This is a genomic window from Citrobacter sp. Cpo032 (genome assembly GCF_030332975.1).
Lineage (GTDB): Bacteria > Pseudomonadota > Gammaproteobacteria > Enterobacterales > Enterobacteriaceae > Citrobacter > Citrobacter portucalensis.
Window position 1 is genome coordinate 35864 of sequence record NZ_JAOWGU010000039.1, and the last position, 17803, is coordinate 53666.

The 17803-nt window shown below is 51.5% G+C and carries 18 protein-coding genes and 1 pseudogene; 4 read left to right on the forward strand and 15 right to left on the reverse strand.

The features are described from left to right. Positions 1-125: 125 nt before the first annotated feature. The 4 genes and pseudogenes from OGY33_RS09315 to OGY33_RS09330 all read right to left on the reverse strand — a co-directional run. Positions 126-281 (reverse strand): annotated as a pseudogene (locus tag OGY33_RS09315) (restriction endonuclease); the annotation flags it as partial. 9 nt (positions 282-290) lie between these two features. After that, positions 291-1103: a TIGR02391 family protein gene (locus tag OGY33_RS09320; protein WP_047063039.1), complete on the reverse strand. Its 813-nt coding sequence runs from the start codon at positions 1101-1103 to the stop codon at positions 291-293. Between the two features lie 21 nt (positions 1104-1124). Then, a complete protein-coding gene (locus OGY33_RS09325; protein WP_050310730.1) occupies positions 1125-1604 on the reverse strand; it encodes a hypothetical protein in 480 nt (159 codons plus the stop codon). Positions 1605-1682: 78 nt separating this feature from the next. Further along, a complete protein-coding gene (locus OGY33_RS09330) occupies positions 1683-2621 on the reverse strand; it encodes a hypothetical protein (protein WP_050310679.1) in 939 nt (312 codons plus the stop codon). A gap of 884 nt (positions 2622-3505) precedes the next feature. On the opposite strand from OGY33_RS09330, the gene OGY33_RS09335 reads away from it, so the two are divergent. From OGY33_RS09335 to OGY33_RS09350, 4 genes are all read left to right on the forward strand, one after another. Then, complete coding sequence (locus OGY33_RS09335) at positions 3506-4867, forward strand: HEPN/Toprim-associated domain-containing protein (protein WP_050310678.1); 1362 nt, start codon at positions 3506-3508, stop codon at positions 4865-4867. 543 nt (positions 4868-5410) lie between these two features. Next, positions 5411-6448 (forward strand): extracellular solute-binding protein, encoded by a 1038-nt coding sequence (locus OGY33_RS09340; RefSeq protein ID WP_003834073.1) that lies wholly within the window; start codon positions 5411-5413, stop codon positions 6446-6448. Continuing rightward, positions 6432-8120 (forward strand): ABC transporter permease, encoded by a 1689-nt coding sequence (locus OGY33_RS09345; protein WP_191238350.1) that lies wholly within the window; start codon positions 6432-6434, stop codon positions 8118-8120. Before OGY33_RS09340 ends, OGY33_RS09345 begins: the two co-directional genes overlap by 17 nt. Positions 8121-8130: 10 nt before the next feature. Continuing rightward, positions 8131-8814 carry an ABC transporter ATP-binding protein gene (locus tag OGY33_RS09350; RefSeq protein WP_149607956.1) on the forward strand — a complete coding sequence of 228 codons (684 nt, stop codon included), beginning with the start codon at positions 8131-8133 and terminating at the stop codon, positions 8812-8814. A gap of 24 nt (positions 8815-8838) precedes the next feature. Here the strand turns inward: OGY33_RS09350 and ldtA are convergent, their stop codons facing one another. From ldtA to cbiK, 11 genes are all read right to left on the reverse strand, one after another. After that, positions 8839-9768 (reverse strand): L,D-transpeptidase, encoded by a 930-nt coding sequence (gene ldtA, locus OGY33_RS09355; protein ID WP_128612319.1) that lies wholly within the window; start codon positions 9766-9768, stop codon positions 8839-8841. Between the two features lie 127 nt (positions 9769-9895). Then, on the reverse strand, positions 9896-10960 hold the full coding sequence (gene cobT / locus OGY33_RS09360) for a nicotinate-nucleotide--dimethylbenzimidazole phosphoribosyltransferase (RefSeq protein ID WP_048216014.1): 1065 nt from the start codon (positions 10958-10960) through the stop codon (positions 9896-9898). 24 nt (positions 10961-10984) lie between these two features. Continuing rightward, complete coding sequence (gene cobS, locus OGY33_RS09365) at positions 10985-11728, reverse strand: adenosylcobinamide-GDP ribazoletransferase (RefSeq protein ID WP_286571510.1); 744 nt, start codon at positions 11726-11728, stop codon at positions 10985-10987. After that, positions 11725-12270 carry a bifunctional adenosylcobinamide kinase/adenosylcobinamide-phosphate guanylyltransferase gene (gene cobU / locus OGY33_RS09370; RefSeq protein ID WP_048216012.1) on the reverse strand — a complete coding sequence of 182 codons (546 nt, stop codon included), beginning with the start codon at positions 12268-12270 and terminating at the stop codon, positions 11725-11727. The genes cobS and cobU overlap by 4 nt, the downstream gene beginning before the upstream one ends. Beyond that, positions 12267-13787, reverse strand: coding sequence for a cobyric acid synthase (locus OGY33_RS09375; protein ID WP_048216011.1), 1521 nt, complete (start codon positions 13785-13787; stop codon positions 12267-12269). The genes cobU and OGY33_RS09375 overlap by 4 nt, the downstream gene beginning before the upstream one ends. Continuing rightward, positions 13784-14599 carry an energy-coupling factor ABC transporter ATP-binding protein gene (locus tag OGY33_RS09380; RefSeq protein ID WP_003839037.1) on the reverse strand — a complete coding sequence of 272 codons (816 nt, stop codon included), beginning with the start codon at positions 14597-14599 and terminating at the stop codon, positions 13784-13786. Before OGY33_RS09380 ends, OGY33_RS09375 begins: the two co-directional genes overlap by 4 nt. 8 nt (positions 14600-14607) lie before the next feature. Next, the gene (locus OGY33_RS09385; protein WP_003834087.1) at positions 14608-15285 is read right to left on the reverse strand and encodes an energy-coupling factor ABC transporter transmembrane protein; all 678 of its coding nucleotides are present in this window, start codon (positions 15283-15285) and stop codon (positions 14608-14610) included. After that, positions 15272-15553 carry an energy-coupling factor ABC transporter substrate-binding protein gene (locus OGY33_RS09390; RefSeq protein WP_003030289.1) on the reverse strand — a complete coding sequence of 94 codons (282 nt, stop codon included), beginning with the start codon at positions 15551-15553 and terminating at the stop codon, positions 15272-15274. The genes OGY33_RS09385 and OGY33_RS09390 overlap by 14 nt, the downstream gene beginning before the upstream one ends. A 2-nt stretch (positions 15554-15555) precedes the next feature. Further along, a complete protein-coding gene (gene cbiM, locus OGY33_RS09395; RefSeq protein WP_003834098.1) occupies positions 15556-16293 on the reverse strand; it encodes a cobalt ECF transporter S component CbiM in 738 nt (245 codons plus the stop codon). Next, entirely contained in the window at positions 16290-17003 is a 714-nt protein-coding gene (locus OGY33_RS09400) for a cobalt-factor II C(20)-methyltransferase (protein WP_048216010.1), read from the reverse strand. The genes cbiM and OGY33_RS09400 overlap by 4 nt, the downstream gene beginning before the upstream one ends. Next, positions 17000-17794 carry a sirohydrochlorin cobaltochelatase gene (gene cbiK, locus OGY33_RS09405; protein WP_048216009.1) on the reverse strand — a complete coding sequence of 265 codons (795 nt, stop codon included), beginning with the start codon at positions 17792-17794 and terminating at the stop codon, positions 17000-17002. The genes OGY33_RS09400 and cbiK overlap by 4 nt, the downstream gene beginning before the upstream one ends. Between the last annotated feature and the right edge of the window lie 9 nt (positions 17795-17803).

The following is a 17803-nucleotide window of genomic DNA, read 5'->3' on the forward strand; positions in this document are numbered from 1 at the left end:
TTGTACTAATGGATTAAAATATCAGACTGTATATTCCTCTAATAAGGCCATTCGATATATTGTAATAACGCCAATAATAAATTCTTCGTTTTAGCGTTTACTTACCCTCCCACCGCCACGATTCGACATCCACTACCCGGTCGAAGAAAGATCGCGAAGACGTCAATATCATGAGCCGCTCGATTGCCTTTGCCTCTATAGTCAATCAGAGCATTACATCCAAGACGTCTAAATACCTCTACAATGGCCTCCTGATAAACTCGCCAGTCCGTATAGCTCATGCAACTCTCCTATGGGGAGGCTATTTTTTTGTGTGTGCCATCCAGCTTGCGATGAATAAGCGAAACCAACGTAAGGATGTCCAGCGCATCCAGTTCAGACATGGGCCAATTCTTCTTAGGCGCATGGGCTAGTGGATTGCGCACAGCGCCGAATAGACCAATCAGTAGATTCGCAAAACCTTTCTGTTCGCTCTTTTCTGAGTCGGTGGTAAGCGATCCCAAAGTCAGAACAGGTTGTTGTCCGGTAAATGCCTTGTTCACCAAGTCAGCACCATCACCGCTCAACCCGGACAACTGACGAATACGTTCCGCAACCCCCTTCGTCGCCTCGAAGACGGCATGAAAATAGTTTTCGTCAAGAAGTTCGGCACGGCAATAGTTCAAAACTTCCGCATGCACAGCACGGCTTTCGAGTGCAGCCTTAAGTCGCCCAGCGCGGGCTCGAGCAGAATCCAGAGTCGTTACTTTAGCGGCGCTCGCGACCTTACCATCCTCACGGATATAAAAACCGGAAAAAGCCAGGACAACATTGAGTTCATCACGTCGCCAGGCAAACACCGATGGATCACGGGCGTAATTAACCGGGTTCATCGCACGGTTAATGAACATAATAAGATGGTTGCCGACCTGATACTGGTTCTGCGCACCTGCGAGCGCATTAAACAGACGTTTCCACTTTGTCATTCCTGGCGATGTGTCCGCAACTTTAATTTCTTGTAGCAGTCGCTCGATCTGCGACCCACTCAAGCCACGTTCGGTATCAGCAAGGACGCGACAGGCGGCCTCAAGGTGCTGAGAGTTGAATGATGGAATACGTATCATGAATTATCTTTCTATCACCTCTCAGGCCCACTCGAGCGCCGTGATGATCGATTGCCCTTCGGTGCCGACCTCCACAAACAGAGCGTGCTCGTAACCAAGCTGCTGCTTATAACCTCGAAGTTTTAGTAGATCGATCTCTCTATCTACGCGACTCGTTGATTTTTTGAACTCCAAGACCAAATGATTCTGTCGTGTACCTCGCCGATGCACGATCACATCAGGAAATACTGTCTTTGCCTCAACGTCTTCGCTGTCTGGATAAAGTTCCAAATGTCTGAGCCGTTTAGGGTCAATGCTGTCCCGGTTGTATTCGCAATCTACAGTCCAACCGGGGAAACATTGTTGGAGGTACATCGCAAAGCGAAAGGTAATCGACCGTTCGTTAGCATCGATACCGAGAAGATCATGATCAATGAATAGTAGCTCGGATAATGCATGTGACACAGCTTCGCCTGGTGCATATTGGTTGAGGTAGTGAATTTGTTCCGGGGTCAGTGCCATCATCACATTCGCATACTTAAGAAATTATATTGGGCTTTCAAGAAGAATGAGTACGCTGTAGGTTCCATTTTTCATTGCCTAACTAAGGCTCACACTGAAGGAAGTATACACTGATTGAAACGTCGTGAAGATTCTCTGTCTCGCGTCGTCTAGCTCGTCAGCCACGCGTTGCGTGAGCGTAAACGTGGGGCAATCGGGCTGACCACATCCACAAGGTCTGATTTCCCCTTCCTTAAGCCGAGTTACGAAGATGCGCCGCAGTTGGTCGACCTGACGAACCACTTTTCCCATCACTGTCTGGATGCGTTGATTTTTGAGATGGTGGATCGAAGGAATGCGCCTGATCTCGACGCCCTCACGCGTTCTCCACAAACCTGTATTTAGTGCGCCAATGGTATCTTCGATTGCCTTCTGAAAAGCAGGGAGAGAACTTTCTTGTTGAAACGGTGTGCGAAATGCTGGCCGGTCAAATACGGCAGCCATCAGTTGCAGAACATCGGCGTCGGAAAGGTCGGGAAAATCATCCGTGAATTTTTGAATATCAGCTTCAACATCAGGAAACTCGACGCCCTGGACAAAACGGTGCAGCAGATATTCAGCACGAAGACGCAAGTTTTCTTCGAACTCTACGCCCGACCATATCGTTACATGCCTGACGCCCAAGGAAGCTGCTGCTTGCTCGATGCGCGTTCTGCCAGCATCCGAGACCGCACCACGAGAGACGAACTTAAAGACGTCTGGGACACTGCCAGTTGCTTTAATCGACTTACTCATGTCGCTCTTAGCTTTTGCCAGTGTCAATGTGTCTCGGTTCGCGCATTGGATGATGGTCTTACGTGCTGGCTGGTCATCAAATGGTTCAATACCCGAGATATCTCGCCCTTGATCACCTCCTGATTGACCGTGCCAAATCAGATCATGCCAACCCGCGCGCAGGTGGTATGCAAAAACTAGGCGCTCGAACTGGATACCACTGTAGTCCTCAAAATGAACCGGAGAAACCGTTATCGTCGCCATACTCGCTCCTTTTCTGCTGCTATTAGTCTTCGGTAAACCTTACTACGTCCCTGTGAATTTCCGCCGTTACCCAATGAAAAGCACCAAATATTGGTGGCAAACCTTGCTTCGCCAAATGCCCACGGAGTTTGAAATGCAGAATAACTTATTAGTAAACTGGACGCGACAGCAGCACTGTAGCTCGCGCACAAAACAAATCTCCGGATCGAGTGTCCTTAACGACCTGTCTCAATTAATCAAAAACGGCGTTCTGCTATTTCTTAACACAATCCGTCGCCAAGAGCTGAGGCAGATTGAGATTGGCCTTGTAGCCAAAACGACTATCTACGAGATGGGTGCGGAAGTGAATTTCCGCCTCGCTTTGATCTGACGCTACGATGCGTTGTGCGGGATCTGGCCGAGATGGAAGAATGACTCAAAGTGCTCAAGTAAGCCCCTCGTGTCAACATCTGAAAGCCAAAAGTCCGTCTAAAAATATGTAGATGATGCTACCCACTGATTGACTGTGTTTACCAAACAAATTTAGGGAAGAGACAAAGTCTATTAATTAGTTTGACTGCTCCGCGTTGAGTGACACATTACGCCGTTAGCAACGCCTACTGCTGGCACAAAGCGGCCAGTCCTGTTGGCTGTCAGATCCGCTATGAGCAAAAAGTGGAAGCTCATAATTGTTCTCACCTCCGATGGTGCAATACGTAACTTACAGCGCGATAATCTGCAACGAGCCGATCGCTTGGTTCTGCCCTTGGATTAATTTATAATGATTGATATTCACTTTGAATTTTGAAGACATTATACCGCTTGTAATTTCATAGCATAGTTGATGACAGATGATATTCCTGATGGTTTAATTAAGTGATTGCCAACAGTTTAAAAGAGGAATTATGGGCACGGAAATTTCACTTAAGGTTTCAGGTGCAACGCTAGATTGGAGTAAAAATAGCTTAGGTGTTGATCATGGTGCATTGTTCCAGTCAACCGACCACATAATGATACCTCAGCACGAACGCTATGATCTGGAAGAAACCGATGAAATTGATGAAGAAAGACGCCTTCAGTGGACCGTACTCAGGAAGCCTCTTGCAGCAGTAGCTGAACGGGTTGAGTTACTTGGTTTTTCTCTTACTGCTATTCGTGCGGAATATGAAAATCTTGTAAAGCATGAGGTTTATCAAAGAAACGAAATGATTGAAGCCTATCCCGATAATTGGGAACCTTTAGAAAATCTTTTTAGTTTTGATGAGTTTCTGGGCTTACTTAAGAGCTATGATCTGGGGGAGTTAAACGATAAAGATATCGACTTTGATAATTCAAAAAAAACAGAGAATGATAATTTCATTTTGAAGTTATTCCCTAACGACATTTTAAAAAGAATTCCTCTCTATGATCCTTATAACAACTTTTACTGGTCAGAAAAAACAGCGTTTTTCAGTGTCATAAACATACTTCATCCATACTCTATGATCAAACTTTTAAGTGAAAACAAACATAATCTTAGTGAGTATGTCGAGTGGGACTATGGGGAAATAGTCGCTAACGGATGGGTTCACATTAACCAAATAAAAACTGAAATTAACCGTGAAAATTCTTTTCTCATAGCAACTGAAGGTTCCTCGGACTCACATATATTACAAAAGGCATTTAAGCTAATTAAGCCTAGCGTTTGTGAATTTTTTCGTTTCATCGATGTAACATCTGGCCATCCATTCCCCGGCACTGGGGGATTATCAAAGTTTGCTGAGGGATTAGTAAAAATTGATGTACAGAACCAAATCATTTTTGTACTCGACAATGATAGTGAAGGGGTTGAAGCTTTCAAGAAAATCATAAAGATGAAGCTTCCTCATAATATGAGTTGCATATGTCTTCCGAATCTTAAGGAGTTTGAAAGTTTCCCTACTTGTGGCCCAGACGGCCTAACCTTATCCAATATTAATGGAACTGCTGCCGCTATAGAGTGTTACTTGGATTTAACATATAGTGAATATGACTCATACACTGTTAGATGGACTAACTATAAAAAAGAGACCGGGATGTATCAAGGCGCACTTGAATTTAAAGAGTATTACGCAAAAAGATATCTTGATACATCAGAAGCTAAGCTTATCGAAAGTAAATATGACACCTCCAAACTTGAGGCTTTGCTTAATGCGATCATTGATGCTTGTTCCAAATTATCTGGATCAATACGTATTGAAAAAATAAAGAGTCACTATCCAAATATATGGACTGAAGAAAAAGTTTAACTCCATTGAATTATTTTTAACAACCTGAAAATAATATTGTGTATCACGTCATTCAAATATTACAATACGGCATATTGGGTGTCCGTTTCTGGCACAGAACAGACAGCCCTTATAGATGTGACAATAGTAGCGATCACCAAATGCACGAGACCGCTCTAATCAGTTTTATTTAATCAGTTTTGATTGGTGGTCATTCTGGTGGTCTTGACAGGGAGAGTTTTCAGGTTTAGCTTATTTATTAGCCAGCTACTGGCAAAGGCGATCCCAGTCAGAGGAGCCATATTTAAGAAGCCTGCTTAGGAAACTAAGCAGGCTTTTTGCTTTTCAGGTCGCTATAAAATCCCCTCTTATAAGCACCCTCTGCCTGCTCTGCACCTCTGTTACGTGCCGCATCACAACGTTGATTAAAGTTATGTAAATGTAAATCGTTTAAACTTTGCAATTATTGTAAGTGCTAGTGATTATCATTTATTGTACGCGAGCCAAAGGAACGAGCCCCCCGCTCGGTTCACTGTACGTTCCAATTACTCTGGGATATAAACGATGAATTCTCTGCCTCGCGCCGGACTGCGCCGTATCACCCTTGCCTCTGCCCTGGTCTTCTCAGTTAGCCTACCGGCTTTCGCTCAGGAAACGTTAACGCTCTATACCACCCGTGAACCGGGTCTGATCCAGCCTTTGCTTGATAGCTGGACCAAAACCAGCGGCATCAAAGTCAGTACGGTCTATATCAAGGACGGTATGCTTGAGCGCGTTAAAGCTGAAGGTAAAAATTCACCTGCCGACCTGCTGATGACCGTCGATGCCGGTAATCTCATTGATTTAGTGGAAGCGGGTGTAACTCAGCCAGTAGAGTCAGAAGCACTGAAAACCGCTATTCCGGCTAATCTGCGCGGCGCAGATAATCAGTGGTTTGCGCTGTCGATGCGTGCCCGCGTGCTGTATGCCGAGAAGTCACTGCCAATCGATAACTGGCATTACGAACAACTCGCCAGCCCTGAGTACAAAGGTAAAGTTTGTATTCGTTCCGGACAGCACCCGTATAACACAGCGCTGATCGCCGCAATGATTGCTCATCACGGTGAAGCAAAGACCGAAGAATGGCTGCGCGGTGTGAAAGCTAACCTGGCGCGTAAAGCTACCGGTGGCGACCGCGATGTAGCTCGCGATATTCTCGGCGGCATTTGCGATATTGGTCTCGCCAACTCCTATTACGTCGGCCATATGAAAAACGCCAAAGAAGGCAGTGATGCACGTCAATGGGGCGATGCGATTAAAGTCGTTAAACCCACCTTTGAAAATGGCGGTACACACGTCAACATCAGTGGCGCAGCTGTAGCCCGCTACGCACCAAATAAAGCCGATGCCGTTAAGCTGATGGAATATCTGGTTTCCGCACCTGCCCAGCAGCAGTATGCGAAAGCGAACTTCGAATACCCGGTACTGAAAGGCGTGACGCTTGATCCGGTTATCAGTGCAACTATTGGTGAAATCGACGTCGATAAAACGCCGTTAACCGAAATCGTTAAATATCGTAAACAAGCTAGTCTGCTGGTAGATAAAGTTGGATTCGATCAATAAACCTCTGCAAGTTCCGACGTTACGCGGCCTGGTTTCCGGGCCGCAGTCATTATTAACGCCGCTACATCTTGGCGCGCTGTGCGTAGCGCTTGGCGTTCTGACGCCGATCATTGCGCTGATTTGGCAGGCTACCCAGGCCGATTTATCTCACTGGGATAATCTCCTGACGTATGTACTGCCTGCCGCACTAAAAAATACCGTGCTGTTATTAGCCGGTGTCGCGGTGATGGTCGGCGTGATTGGCGTAGGCAGCGCATGGGCGGTAACGGCATGGGATTTTCCTGGACGTAAAATTCTTAGCTGGGCGTTACTGTTGCCGCTGGCGATGCCGACCTACATTGTGGCCTTTGCGTGGCTCGATCTGCTGCATCCGATTGGCCCTCTGCAAACCTTTATCCGTTTTTTATTGGGTTTTGACAGCCCAAGACAGTTCCGACTGCCTGATTTACGCTCACTTTCCGGCGCAATCATCCTGCTCGGATTAGTGCTGTACCCATACGTGTATCTGACAACCCGCGCCATGTTTATTAGCCAACCGGCTCATTTACTGGAAGCCGCACGCACGCTGGGATGCAGCGCAACCGGAACCTTCTTTCGTGTTGCTTTGCCCATGGCTCGTCCGGCACTGGCCGTTGGGATCAGCCTGGCACTGCTGGAAACGCTCAACGATATTGGCGCATCAGAGTTTCTCGGTGTACAGACGTTAACCGTTACCGTGTACACCACATGGATCTCGCGGTCTGATTTATCTGCCGCGGCACAAATTGCCTGCATGATGCTGATGTTTATATTCCTGATTCTGACGCTGGAATTTTATGGTCGCAGAAAACAAGGATTCAGCAGCCGCAGCCTGCGGGAGATTCAACCTACGCGCGTGCATGGCTGGCGTGGTTGGCTGCTCGGTGGCGTTATTTCACTGCCGGTTGTGCTGGGTTTTCTGGCTCCGGTACTGTTTTTAATTTGGGAAAGCGCCAAACGCATAGGCGATGAGAACCCCCTTTCCTCTTCGTTACTGTCAGCATTGCAAAATACGCTATCGCTGGCAGCGGGAACCACGCTGGTGGTGGTTTGCGTCAGTATGCTGGTGGCCTGGAGCGCGCGTCATAGCGCCGCAGACAACGCCATGCCGGGATTTCGTCGCGGCGTGATGCGTCTGGCCTCTTTAGGCTATGCGGTTCCCGGCACAATTCTGGCGATTGGCTTTTTACCCCCCGCCATGGCTGTCGACCGCTGGCTGGCAGATTTACTGGATGTTCGCGGCCTGCCGCTGATGTCCGCCGGGATCCTGCTGGTAATTTGTTGTGCCATGCGATTCCAGGCGATTGCCATTGGCGCGCTGGATTCTGGTCTGGGCCGCATTCCACCTTCGCTGGAACAGGCGTCTCGTCTGTTGGGTGAGAATGGTGCGGGGACGTTTGCACGAGTCCATTTTCCCCTGCTGCGCCCAGCGTTAGTCAGCAGTGCCCTGCTGGTTTTTGCTGATGCCATGAAAGAGCTGCCAACAACGTTGCTTTTGCGCCCGGTCAATTTTGAAACGCTGGCAACGTTGCTGTATGCGGAAGCCGCCCGTGGAACCTATGAAGAAGGTGCTATCGCCGCGCTAATGATTGTTTTAGCTGGCACGCTACCGGTTATTTTGTTGGTGCGTCACCAAATGACTCGCCGTGGTTAAGAGAGCAACAATGTCAGAAATTGCATTACGACTCCAGGATGTATGCGTTGCTTATGGCAACAGCCAGCAATCGGTACTGAGCGGATTTTCAATGTCGGTACGTCAAGGTGAAATTGCCTGTCTGCTGGGCGCTTCAGGCTGCGGAAAAACCACGGTACTACGCGCAGTTGCTGGATTTGAACGCCTGCAAAACGGAGAGATCTATGTGTCACAGCGACGTGTTGCCGGTCCCGGCGTTCATCTGCCACCGGAAAAACGTCATGTCGGCATGGTCTTCCAGGAATATGCGTTATTCCCCCATCTGACCGCACAGCAAAATGTGGCCTTTGGATTGCGTCGCATGCCGCGTGAGGAACAACAGGCCAGAGTGACTGAGCTGTTGAAAATGGTGGAGTTACACAGCCATGCCAACCGCTATCCGCATGAGCTTTCCGGCGGGCAACAACAGCGTATCGCCCTTGCTCGCGCGTTGGCGCCACATCCGGAAATCCTGTTGCTGGATGAACCCTTCTCCAGCCTTGATAAGCGCACGCGTGAGCGTCTTGGCAACGAGGTACGGGATATTTTGCGCGCCGCCGGGCAAACGGCGCTGTTGGTTACCCACAGTGAACACGAAGCCCAGCTAATGGCTGACCATATTGGCGTGGTAAAAATGGGGCAGTATCAAATTAAAAAAGCGACCCATCCGACCTGAAGGTCAACAGGGTCGCCCTGAAAATTAATAATGCTTCTGTACCAGGCTGATGTTCACCGGCATACCGGAACGTCTTTCCAACGCCTGGCTCCCGCGGCTCACATCCACGTCATTCCCGCTGATAAAGGTGCGCAGAGCGGGAGTGACTGGCAAAGGCACCTTTCTGTCAGACTCGTATTCCGAACGGTTTCGTGACAGCGGCTCATGTACTTCTACCCAGCGACTACCGTCCGGCTCTTCGCTGTATTTCACCGGTCGGTCTATCAGTTGTACACGCGTCCCTACAGGCACCGTATCAAACAGGTACTTGATGTCATCATTCCGCAAACGGATGCACCCCTGACTTACCCGCAGACCAATACCGAAATTGGCGTTTGTCCCGTGAATGGCATAAAGCCTGCCAATATAAATTGCATACAGGCCCATCGGATTTTCTGGTCCGGCAGGAACAAATGCCGGCAAGCTTTCCCCGCGAGCGGCGTATTCACGTCGGGTATTTGGCGTCGGCGTCCAGCTTGGTGCTTCCTGCTTACGTTCGACCGCCGTCACCCAGTTACGCGGCGTTTCTCTACCCGCCTGACCAATGCCAATGGGTAAAACCTCAACCGTATTGCTGCCAGCAGGATAATAGTAAAGCCGCATCTCGGCGACGTTGATGACAATCCCCTCGCGCACGGTATCCGGAAGTATCAGTTGCTGCGGCACAACCAGCGTTGAACCCGATTTAGGCAGAAAAACATCGACGCCCGGATTGGCTTCAAGCATATTGCTCAACCCCTGTCCGTACTGAGCGGCAAATGCCTCCAGCGGCTTGGTGTTTCCTGGTGGAACCGTAATAGTCAAAGTGCTACCCACCAGGCGACTACCCTCTGGCGGCAGCGGATAACTCACCGCCTGCGCTCCCTGACTCGCAAGCAGCATAATGAGTGAACAAAGCAGTTTTACACGACGCATCTTTTTCCTTTCCTTCGTCGCAACAGATATCCGTTAAGTATAGCTTTTATTATCTGTTTTAGTGGGTTACGACATATTTGCGCATAAAAAAACCTCGCCATCAGGCGAGGTTCAGGTTGAGCGGTAACTACGCTTCCTTACCATCTGGAAGCACGATGTTACTGGCGGCGAGCTGCCCCATATTTTTGTACATAGCACAGGCAGCTTCAACAATCGGCATTGCCAACGCGGCCCCACTGCCTTCACCCAAACGCATCCCCATATTCAGATAAGGATCCAATTCAAGATGCGCCAGCGCGGTGCGGGCGCCCTTCTCAGCGGAGAAGTGTGACGGAATTAAGTAGGGTTTAATTTGTGGTGCAATCTGGCTGGCCGCCAGAGCAGCAGAATACGAAAGAAAACCGTCCAGCACCACAGGCAGACCACAGGAGGCCGCCCCCAGCATCACCCCCGCCATACCGACAAGATCAAACCCGCCAACCTTAGCCAGCACATCGACTCCATCATGGCGATCCGGTTGATTGACGGCAATTGCCCGGCGCACAACGTCTACCTTATTCCCCACCCGAGAAAGAGGAAGGTTAGCGCCAATACCCACGACTTCCTCAGCATCACTGCCGGTCAGCACGCTGACAATGGCCGCCGCAGGTGTAGTATTTGCCATACCAAGCTCCCCGACGCCAAACAGCGTTACACCGTCTTTTGCCAGCTCATGGGTATAGCGGATGACTTCCAGCAACAGCTCCTCGGCCTGCGAACGGCTCATTGCCGGGCCTTCGGCTATATTGCCGCAACCGCGTGCCACACGCATATTCACCACACCGGGAATAGGTTCAGCATCAATCCCAACATCTATCACATGAACCTTCGCCCCAGCCTGAGCGGCCAGGACGCAGACGCCGGTCGTTCCACGCGTCATATTGGCAGCCTGAATAGCCGTGACAACTTTAGGCGAAACGGCAACCCCTTCATCCCACACGCCGTGATCGGCGCACATCACCAGCATCGCTTTGCCGTTCACATGCGGCACACCCTTCAGGCCAGGCATCCCGGCCAATTGTACGGCGAGAGATTCGAGTCGCCCCAAACTTCCCGGCGGCTTAAGCAAGCCGTCGATATGCTGCTGTGCACGCAACATCGCGGCACTGTCTGGTGATGGGATCGTGCGGAGTAAAGAGGTTAAAGTCTGCATAAGGGTTCCAGTATGTGGGCTGACTCAGAGCAGAGCCAGCAAGAAAATCAACTCGCCAAGTTCAATGGCTGCGCCCAGCGTATCGCCGGTTTGCCCACCCAACGTGCGTTTTAATAACTGCCCAAGAATAAAAACCGCCACCATTGTGACAACCAGCGCTGCCACGCCGCGCATGCCAGGAAGTAGCACGGCGGCAAGGATCGCCGCTAATCCCAACGTAACGCAGGTTTGACGCCCGGTGACTTTGCCAATAAAAACGTTGCCCAGCCCTTCTTCACGGGCATAGCGATGCCGATACATCAGCAACACCGCCGTTCCTCGCCCGGCGACACATGCCGCTGCCAGCGCGGCCAGCATTGGCGTGCCACGCAAAGCCAGTTCGCTCACCACCAGCACCTTCGCCAGTAAAACGAAAATTAACGCCAGTCCACCGTGGGTGCCCAGACGACTGTCGCGCATGATTTCCAGCATCCGCTCGCGTCGGCGCGCCGAAAAAATGCCGTCACAGGTATCCGCCAGACCATCCAGATGAAATCCCCCGGTCAGCAATGCCAGTGTCAGCACCGCAAAAAAGGCCGCCAACGGAATACCGCACCAGGTCTGGAGCGCCATAAAGACCAGCCCCGTCAGCCCTCCCAACACGACGCCAATCAGGGGAAACATTACAATACCGCGGGAATAGTGCTCGAAATCCAGTCCTTGCGACCAGCGAGCAGGAACGGGCAAGCGACTGATAAAAGAGAGCATTGCCCAGAACAACTTACTCATTTAATTTTGACTCCAATTCCTGATACCACCAGCCAGACCTCATCCGCTGCCGCCGCCAGTCGCTGGTTCACGCGTCCTGCAATATCACGAAAATGCCGCGCCAGACGATTCTCCGGCACAATCCCCATACCCACTTCGTTAGTGACCAACACGATCTTTGCCGGGCAGCGCTGACAGGCTGCGATCAGCGAACGGATTTCACCTTCGATAGACTGCTCCATCGCCGCGTAATCCCAGCTGTCCGGATCGCTTTCACCGCCCAGCGCAAACAGCAAGTTGGTCACCATCGTGGTGATGCATTCCAGCAGAATAGCTTCCTGAGGATCGTTCGTGTCCGTGATCAGTTCATCAAGATGTTGCCAACGTTCGGCTGTCCGCCAGTGCGCAGGACGTCCATCGCGATGATGCTGAATTCGCGCAGCCATCTCCTCATCAAAAATCTGCGAAGTCGCGATATACAAAACGTTTGGGGAATCAGCGATCAGCGCTTCCGCATGCCGACTCTTACCGCTTCGCGCGCCGCCAGTAACCAGAATCATCATACTGGCTCCCGGTGTTGCTGCATGATGGTATAAATTTTTTCAATATCGATGTGTTGCCGCATCGCATCCGCCAGCAGATCAAACTGCTGCGATTTATATTGCGCGTAATGGAAGGTGGAATCCAGCGGAGCTAACCCTTTACGTTCTCGCAGGCCATTGACCAACGCACGGGTGAAATCATCGCTGTCGAAAAGACCGTGAAGATAGGTGCCGAACGCCAGGCCATCCGGAGTGACCGCGCCGTCAACAACGTTGCCGCCGTCTTTGTGCAACGTCATCACCGACCGGCATTCATCGGTTAATGCTGTTTCGCCCATATGAATTTCATAACCGCGAACGGATAACCCCGCCGTGCCCGCCAGCCAGTCAGGCAGCGATGAAGACATTTGTCCCTCAACCAGGGTCGTGGTTTTGTGCTGGGCAAAATGGGTGACTGTATTAAGTAAGCCCAGACCCGGCAGCGTACCGAGGCCCGACTCTACTTCATCAATGATGGTGTCGCCGAGCATTTGATAGCCGCCACAAATCCCAACCACCGGTACGTTATTACGATGTAATTGCACGACGCCATGCGCCATCCCGCTTTCACGCAGCCACACCAGATCGCCAAGGGTGTTTTTGCTACCCGGCAAAATCACCAGATCGGCCCCCGCCAGCTCTTCAGGCTGGCGAACATAGCGCACGCGCACGTCCGGCTGAGCAGCAAGCGCATTGAAATCAGTAAAGTTAGAAATGTGCGGTATTTGAACTACGGCGATGTCGATATCGCGTTTGTCAGTGCGCAAATACTTGCCCTTTTGCAGCGCAACGCCGTCTTCATCTTCCAGATCAACATCCAGCCATGGCATCACGCCCAGTACCGGAACACCGGTCAGCGCTTCAATTTGCTCGATACCGGAGTGCAGTAGCGTCACATCACCGCGAAACTTGTTGATGATCACCCCTTTTACCCGCGCGCGTTCGTGATCGTGCAACAGCGCCAGCGTGCCGTAAATGGAGGCGAACACCCCGCCACGATCGATATCCGCCACCAAAACGACAGGGCACTGCGCCATCTCTGCCATACCCATATTGACGATATCGCGATCGCGCAGGTTAATCTCTGCCGGGCTCCCCGCACCTTCCAGCACCAGCACATCGAACTCCTGCGCCAGGCTATTATAAACTGACAAGATCTGTTCCCGCAGACGTGGCTTGTACTCGTGGTAACTCACCGCGTCCATATCGGTTGCCACTTTACCCATCAGCACTACCTGCGCTTTTCGATCGCTGGTCGGTTTAAGCAGCACCGGGTTCATACGCACATCTGGCGTAATGCCTGCGGCTTCGGCCTGAAAAATTTGCGCGCGGCCCATTTCTTTTCCCTCTGGCGTAATGCCAGAGTTCAGCGCCATGTTCTGCGATTTGAACGGCGCGGTATGCAGTCCATCCTGATAAAAAATACGACACAGCCCGGCGACCAATACGCTTTTACCCACATCAGATGCCGTTCCCTGCAACATTATTGCCTGCGTCATGACGCCTCCTTCAGTGCGTTCTCTCGCATACAACTAAAAAATTCAGCCTCTGTTTTACACAGCGGGAAGCCCAACTCTGTATGCAGCTTCACCAGCCAGGGCTGAGTTAATCCCGCTTGTTCAATAAGATCCGTACGGGCGAATACGTCGCCTGGCGTGCCGTGCGTGAGTACTTCGCCCCGGCGTAAAACGTACACCGCATCGCTGACTTCATAGATAAGATCGATATCATGGCTGGAAATTACGACGTGGTTTCCTTGCGCAACGATGCGTTTGATTATCTCAATCATCTGCGTGCGGCCTGACGGGTCAAGGCCCGCAGTAGGTTCATCCAGCAGCAGATACTGCGCCTGCAACACCAACGCCCCGGCAATCGCTACGCGTTTTTTTTGCCCATGGCTTAAACACTGAATGGGCTGATGGCGAAAATGCTGGGCGTCGACCAGCGTAAGCGCATCTTCCACGCGGCGAGCGATTTCAGCTTCATCCACCCCAAGATTGCGCAGGCTAAAGGCGATATCGCTGTCGATATCGGTATAAAAGATTTGCTGATCGGGGTCCTGAAATACCGTTGCCACCTGTTGACGCAGCGCCAACAGGCCGCGCTTGCTGTAATCCAGCGGTTTGCCCTGCCACATCACCGCGCCTTGCTGTGGGCGCAATAAGCCACTCAGGTTCATAAACAGCGTGGATTTCCCGCAGCCATTAGCGCCTACCAGTCCGGTGACGGCATGCGTCGAAAAATCCAGCGTTAGCCCTTTGAGGATCGGGTCATCCTGATAGCGAAACCAAAGCGCTGAGGTGGCAAGCATACTTTTCCTTACAGGTGAAAATCACCCTGATACAGTTTGATATCCAGTGTGGTGGTCATTTGCTGGTAGCGGATCAACACACGGGTAAACAGCAATCCCACCAGCATTGCCAGAGAGCGATAGCCCAACGGCAAGCTACGATAACCAAAACGCAGCGTTTGTGCGCGATGAATAGCCAGCGCCTCGTCTAACAGGATAAAAATAAACCGCCAGGTCAGCAGGATCTGCTCAGTTAGCAGGCGAGGAACGTGCGCGCGTTTGAGTAAGATAATTAATTGCGGAAACGGCAGATTCAGTACCAGCCAGAAGGTTGCCGCCAGCGCCGCAAGGCTGCGCCAGAAGGTTTCATTGGCGGTTACCAGGCCTGGTGCGCTGATCCCCAACCAGTAACTTCCCACAGGTATGCTGGCCAACAGCGTCTGTGGATCGCGGCTGATGCTAAACAAAATGGTCACCACGCCAACCGTGAGAAAACCAAACGGCAATGCCATCCAACGGCACCAGCGCCAGAAGGAAATACGCAGCAGCCAGCAGCTCAGCGCGGCAATAAGTAAAAGCTCAATACCCTGCCCCAATGGGGGCAGAGTAAACGCCAGAATCATCATCACCAGCCAGAGCAGAAATTTCCGCACCGGCGAGACATGAACCCAACGGCTTTGATAGCTAAGCCTGTCAAGCCCGGTCATCACGGCGTTGCCTGCCCTTGGTGTAACCCAGGATATAGAAAATCACGGCTGCGCCAAGCGATCCCTGGAGCGTAAACAGCAGACTTTCAATTTCACCGCTTGCGGGTTCATACAACGGCTGGAACCAGGGCTCATAATGCGGGGCAATAGCCTGAATCTGGCTTTCCGCCTCACCATCTGAACCGCCGTACTCCCCACCGTGGTTGATAAAGAACGGCAGGATCACCAGCGCCACTACCATGCCCAATATAATCAGCGTCTTTTTCATCGTTAATGCCCTTGTGCGGTTATCAACTGGCGTTTGGTTAGCTGATCGTAAATCAGCACGGTAAGTAACCCTTCCGCTATCGCAATTGGGATCTGCGTCAGGCAGAAAATCCCCATGAACTTGATGATTGAGCCGGTAGCGCCAGCGGACGGATCCGGGAACGCAACGCCCAACTGCACCGAGGTCACGAAATAGGTGACGAGATCCGCCAACATCGCGCACAGGAAGACGCAGACATCACGACGCAGCCCTGCACGGCAGGCCATTTTCCACACCATGTAACCCACTACCGGGCCAATTACCGCCATCGACATGCCGTTCGCGCCGAGCGTCGTCAAACCACCGTGCGCCAGCAGCAGAGCCTGGAACAGCAGGACAATCGCACCAAGGATGGCTACCACGCCCGGTCCAAACAGGATAACCGCCAGGCCTACACCGGTAGGATGTGAGCAGCTTCCAGTAACGGAAGGAATTTTCAGCGCCGACAGCACAAAAATAAAAGCGCCACACAGGGCCAGCAAAACCTTCTGGTGGTTATCCTCCTGCACGATTTGGCGCAGACGTACCAGTCCGTACCAAAGGCAGGGTAAAAACAGCAGCCACCAGGCCAGCGCCCACATCGGCGGCAAGAAACCTTCCATAATGTGCATGGCGAACGCTTGTTCAGGAACAATCATCAGTAATAGCGCCGCAGCCAACCCGCTGAAAGACAGCTGTTTTAGCTGTTGTTCAAGCTTCATTGTGCATACTCCCACTGTTTATTGACCAGAATGGTCGAGAAATAAGGCAGCGGCTGATCGTCGCTCACCTCATCGAGATGACGCCAGCACTGTTCACCTGGCAGCGTGGCTTCAGACATCATTAATGCACAGTCCAACAAACCCTCTTGTTGTAGCAGCGCTTTAATACGCGCAAAACGACCGTACACTTTCATCAACACCAGACTGTCATGCTGTTTTAATGCCTGCTGGATTTCCGCTTCCGGTGCGGTACAGGAGACCACCGCCAGTGACTGCTGTTCCATAGCGAGCGGCGTTTTGGAACGCGCGGCAATCGCGGCGAAAGACGTGACGCCAGGAACGATTTCCAGCCAGTCAGGACAACCAATACGCTGAAGTAAAAAGACCCAGGTGCTGAACAGCATCGCATCGCCGAGAGTGATAAACCCCACCTGCTTACCGGCCTCGACTTCCTGAACCAGCGCGGCAGCAACTTCATCCCAGACGGCCTCTTTTTCAGCGCTATCGGCACTCATAGGAAAATGACAGCAGCGGACTTCGGTCTGTTCACCGATATACTCACGTACAATCGACAATGCCAGACTGTCGCCGCCTTTACGCCCGGCAGGCGCATAGAGAATATCCAGCTCGCCCAGCGTGCGTGCGGCACGCACGGTAATCAAGTCGGAAGCACCTGGCCCGGTGCTCAGTGCATACAGTTTTCCGCTCATGCTGCTTCCTCCAGCGCCACATTAAGCGCCTGCTGTAAATGTGCCACGAACATGGCGCGAACCGCTGGGTTCTCACCCAGACCACTAAGCCACGGCGTAGCCGGTATCCCTGCTGCATTGAACAACGTTTTCCAGGAATCATCTTCGTCGGAGGCCATATCGTTGATGGCATGGTCGCCAGCGACTAACATCAGCGGCATCAGATGCACCGCCGTCACCCCTTCCTGAGATAAACTTTCAATCAGCACATCCACTTCCGGATAGCTTTCCACCGCCCCAACCCGCGCGGGAAAGCGCTGCGCCGTCATCATATGATCGAGACAGGCATAGGCGGCAAAAGCATGGTGGCTGGCACCGTGTCCCATAAAGACCACTTTTTCACTTTCGCCAAGCGCCGGCATCTGCTGTCGCAGCGCCAGCATCAACTGTGCGTAATCTTCATGGCTGCTCAGCAGCGGTACGCCGAGCGTCAGGCGTGAAAACAGCGGACGCATACTTTGCACTTCGCGGACAATTTTTTCGTATTCGTCACCATTAATAATGTGCAGCGACTGAATAGCTACATCCTGATACCCCTGCTCCGCCAGTTTTTGCAGCGCCTGCAGCGGCGTGTCGATTTCAATGCCGTCGCGCTGCTTGAGCTTGCGGATTATCATCCCGGAGGTAAACGCCCGGAACAGGTCGCGGTCAGGGCAGCTAGCTGCAAGATCGCGCTCACAGGCCACGATATTTTTCTCGCAGGTGTCGTGATAGCTGGTGCCAAAGCTGACCACCAGAAGCGCCTTTTTCATCTCAAACTC

Bases quoted from the DNA above. Each gene is read 5' to 3' on its own strand.
- OGY33_RS09320 (WP_047063039.1), bottom strand. From the start codon at position 1,103: ATGATACGTATTCCATCATTCAACTCTCAGCACCTTGAGGCCGCCTGT.
- OGY33_RS09325 (WP_050310730.1), bottom strand. From the start codon at position 1,604: ATGGCACTGACCCCGGAACAAATTCACTACCTCAACCAATATGCACCA.
- OGY33_RS09330 (WP_050310679.1), bottom strand. From the start codon at position 2,621: ATGGCGACGATAACGGTTTCTCCGGTTCATTTTGAGGACTACAGTGGT.
- OGY33_RS09335 (WP_050310678.1), top strand. From the start codon at position 3,506: ATGGGCACGGAAATTTCACTTAAGGTTTCAGGTGCAACGCTAGATTGG.
- OGY33_RS09340 (WP_003834073.1), top strand. From the start codon at position 5,411: ATGAATTCTCTGCCTCGCGCCGGACTGCGCCGTATCACCCTTGCCTCT.
- OGY33_RS09350 (WP_149607956.1), top strand. From the start codon at position 8,131: ATGTCAGAAATTGCATTACGACTCCAGGATGTATGCGTTGCTTATGGC.
- ldtA (WP_128612319.1), bottom strand. From the start codon at position 9,768: ATGCGTCGTGTAAAACTGCTTTGTTCACTCATTATGCTGCTTGCGAGT.
- cobT (WP_048216014.1), bottom strand. From the start codon at position 10,960: ATGCAGACTTTAACCTCTTTACTCCGCACGATCCCATCACCAGACAGT.
- cobS (WP_286571510.1), bottom strand. From the start codon at position 11,728: ATGAGTAAGTTGTTCTGGGCAATGCTCTCTTTTATCAGTCGCTTGCCC.
- cobU (WP_048216012.1), bottom strand. From the start codon at position 12,270: ATGATGATTCTGGTTACTGGCGGCGCGCGAAGCGGTAAGAGTCGGCAT.
- OGY33_RS09375 (WP_048216011.1), bottom strand. From the start codon at position 13,787: ATGACGCAGGCAATAATGTTGCAGGGAACGGCATCTGATGTGGGTAAA.
- OGY33_RS09380 (WP_003839037.1), bottom strand. From the start codon at position 14,599: ATGCTTGCCACCTCAGCGCTTTGGTTTCGCTATCAGGATGACCCGATC.
- OGY33_RS09385 (WP_003834087.1), bottom strand. From the start codon at position 15,285: ATGACCGGGCTTGACAGGCTTAGCTATCAAAGCCGTTGGGTTCATGTC.
- OGY33_RS09390 (WP_003030289.1), bottom strand. From the start codon at position 15,553: ATGAAAAAGACGCTGATTATATTGGGCATGGTAGTGGCGCTGGTGATC.
- cbiM (WP_003834098.1), bottom strand. From the start codon at position 16,293: ATGAAGCTTGAACAACAGCTAAAACAGCTGTCTTTCAGCGGGTTGGCT.
- OGY33_RS09400 (WP_048216010.1), bottom strand. From the start codon at position 17,003: ATGAGCGGAAAACTGTATGCACTGAGCACCGGGCCAGGTGCTTCCGAC.
- cbiK (WP_048216009.1), bottom strand. From the start codon at position 17,794: ATGAAAAAGGCGCTTCTGGTGGTCAGCTTTGGCACCAGCTATCACGAC.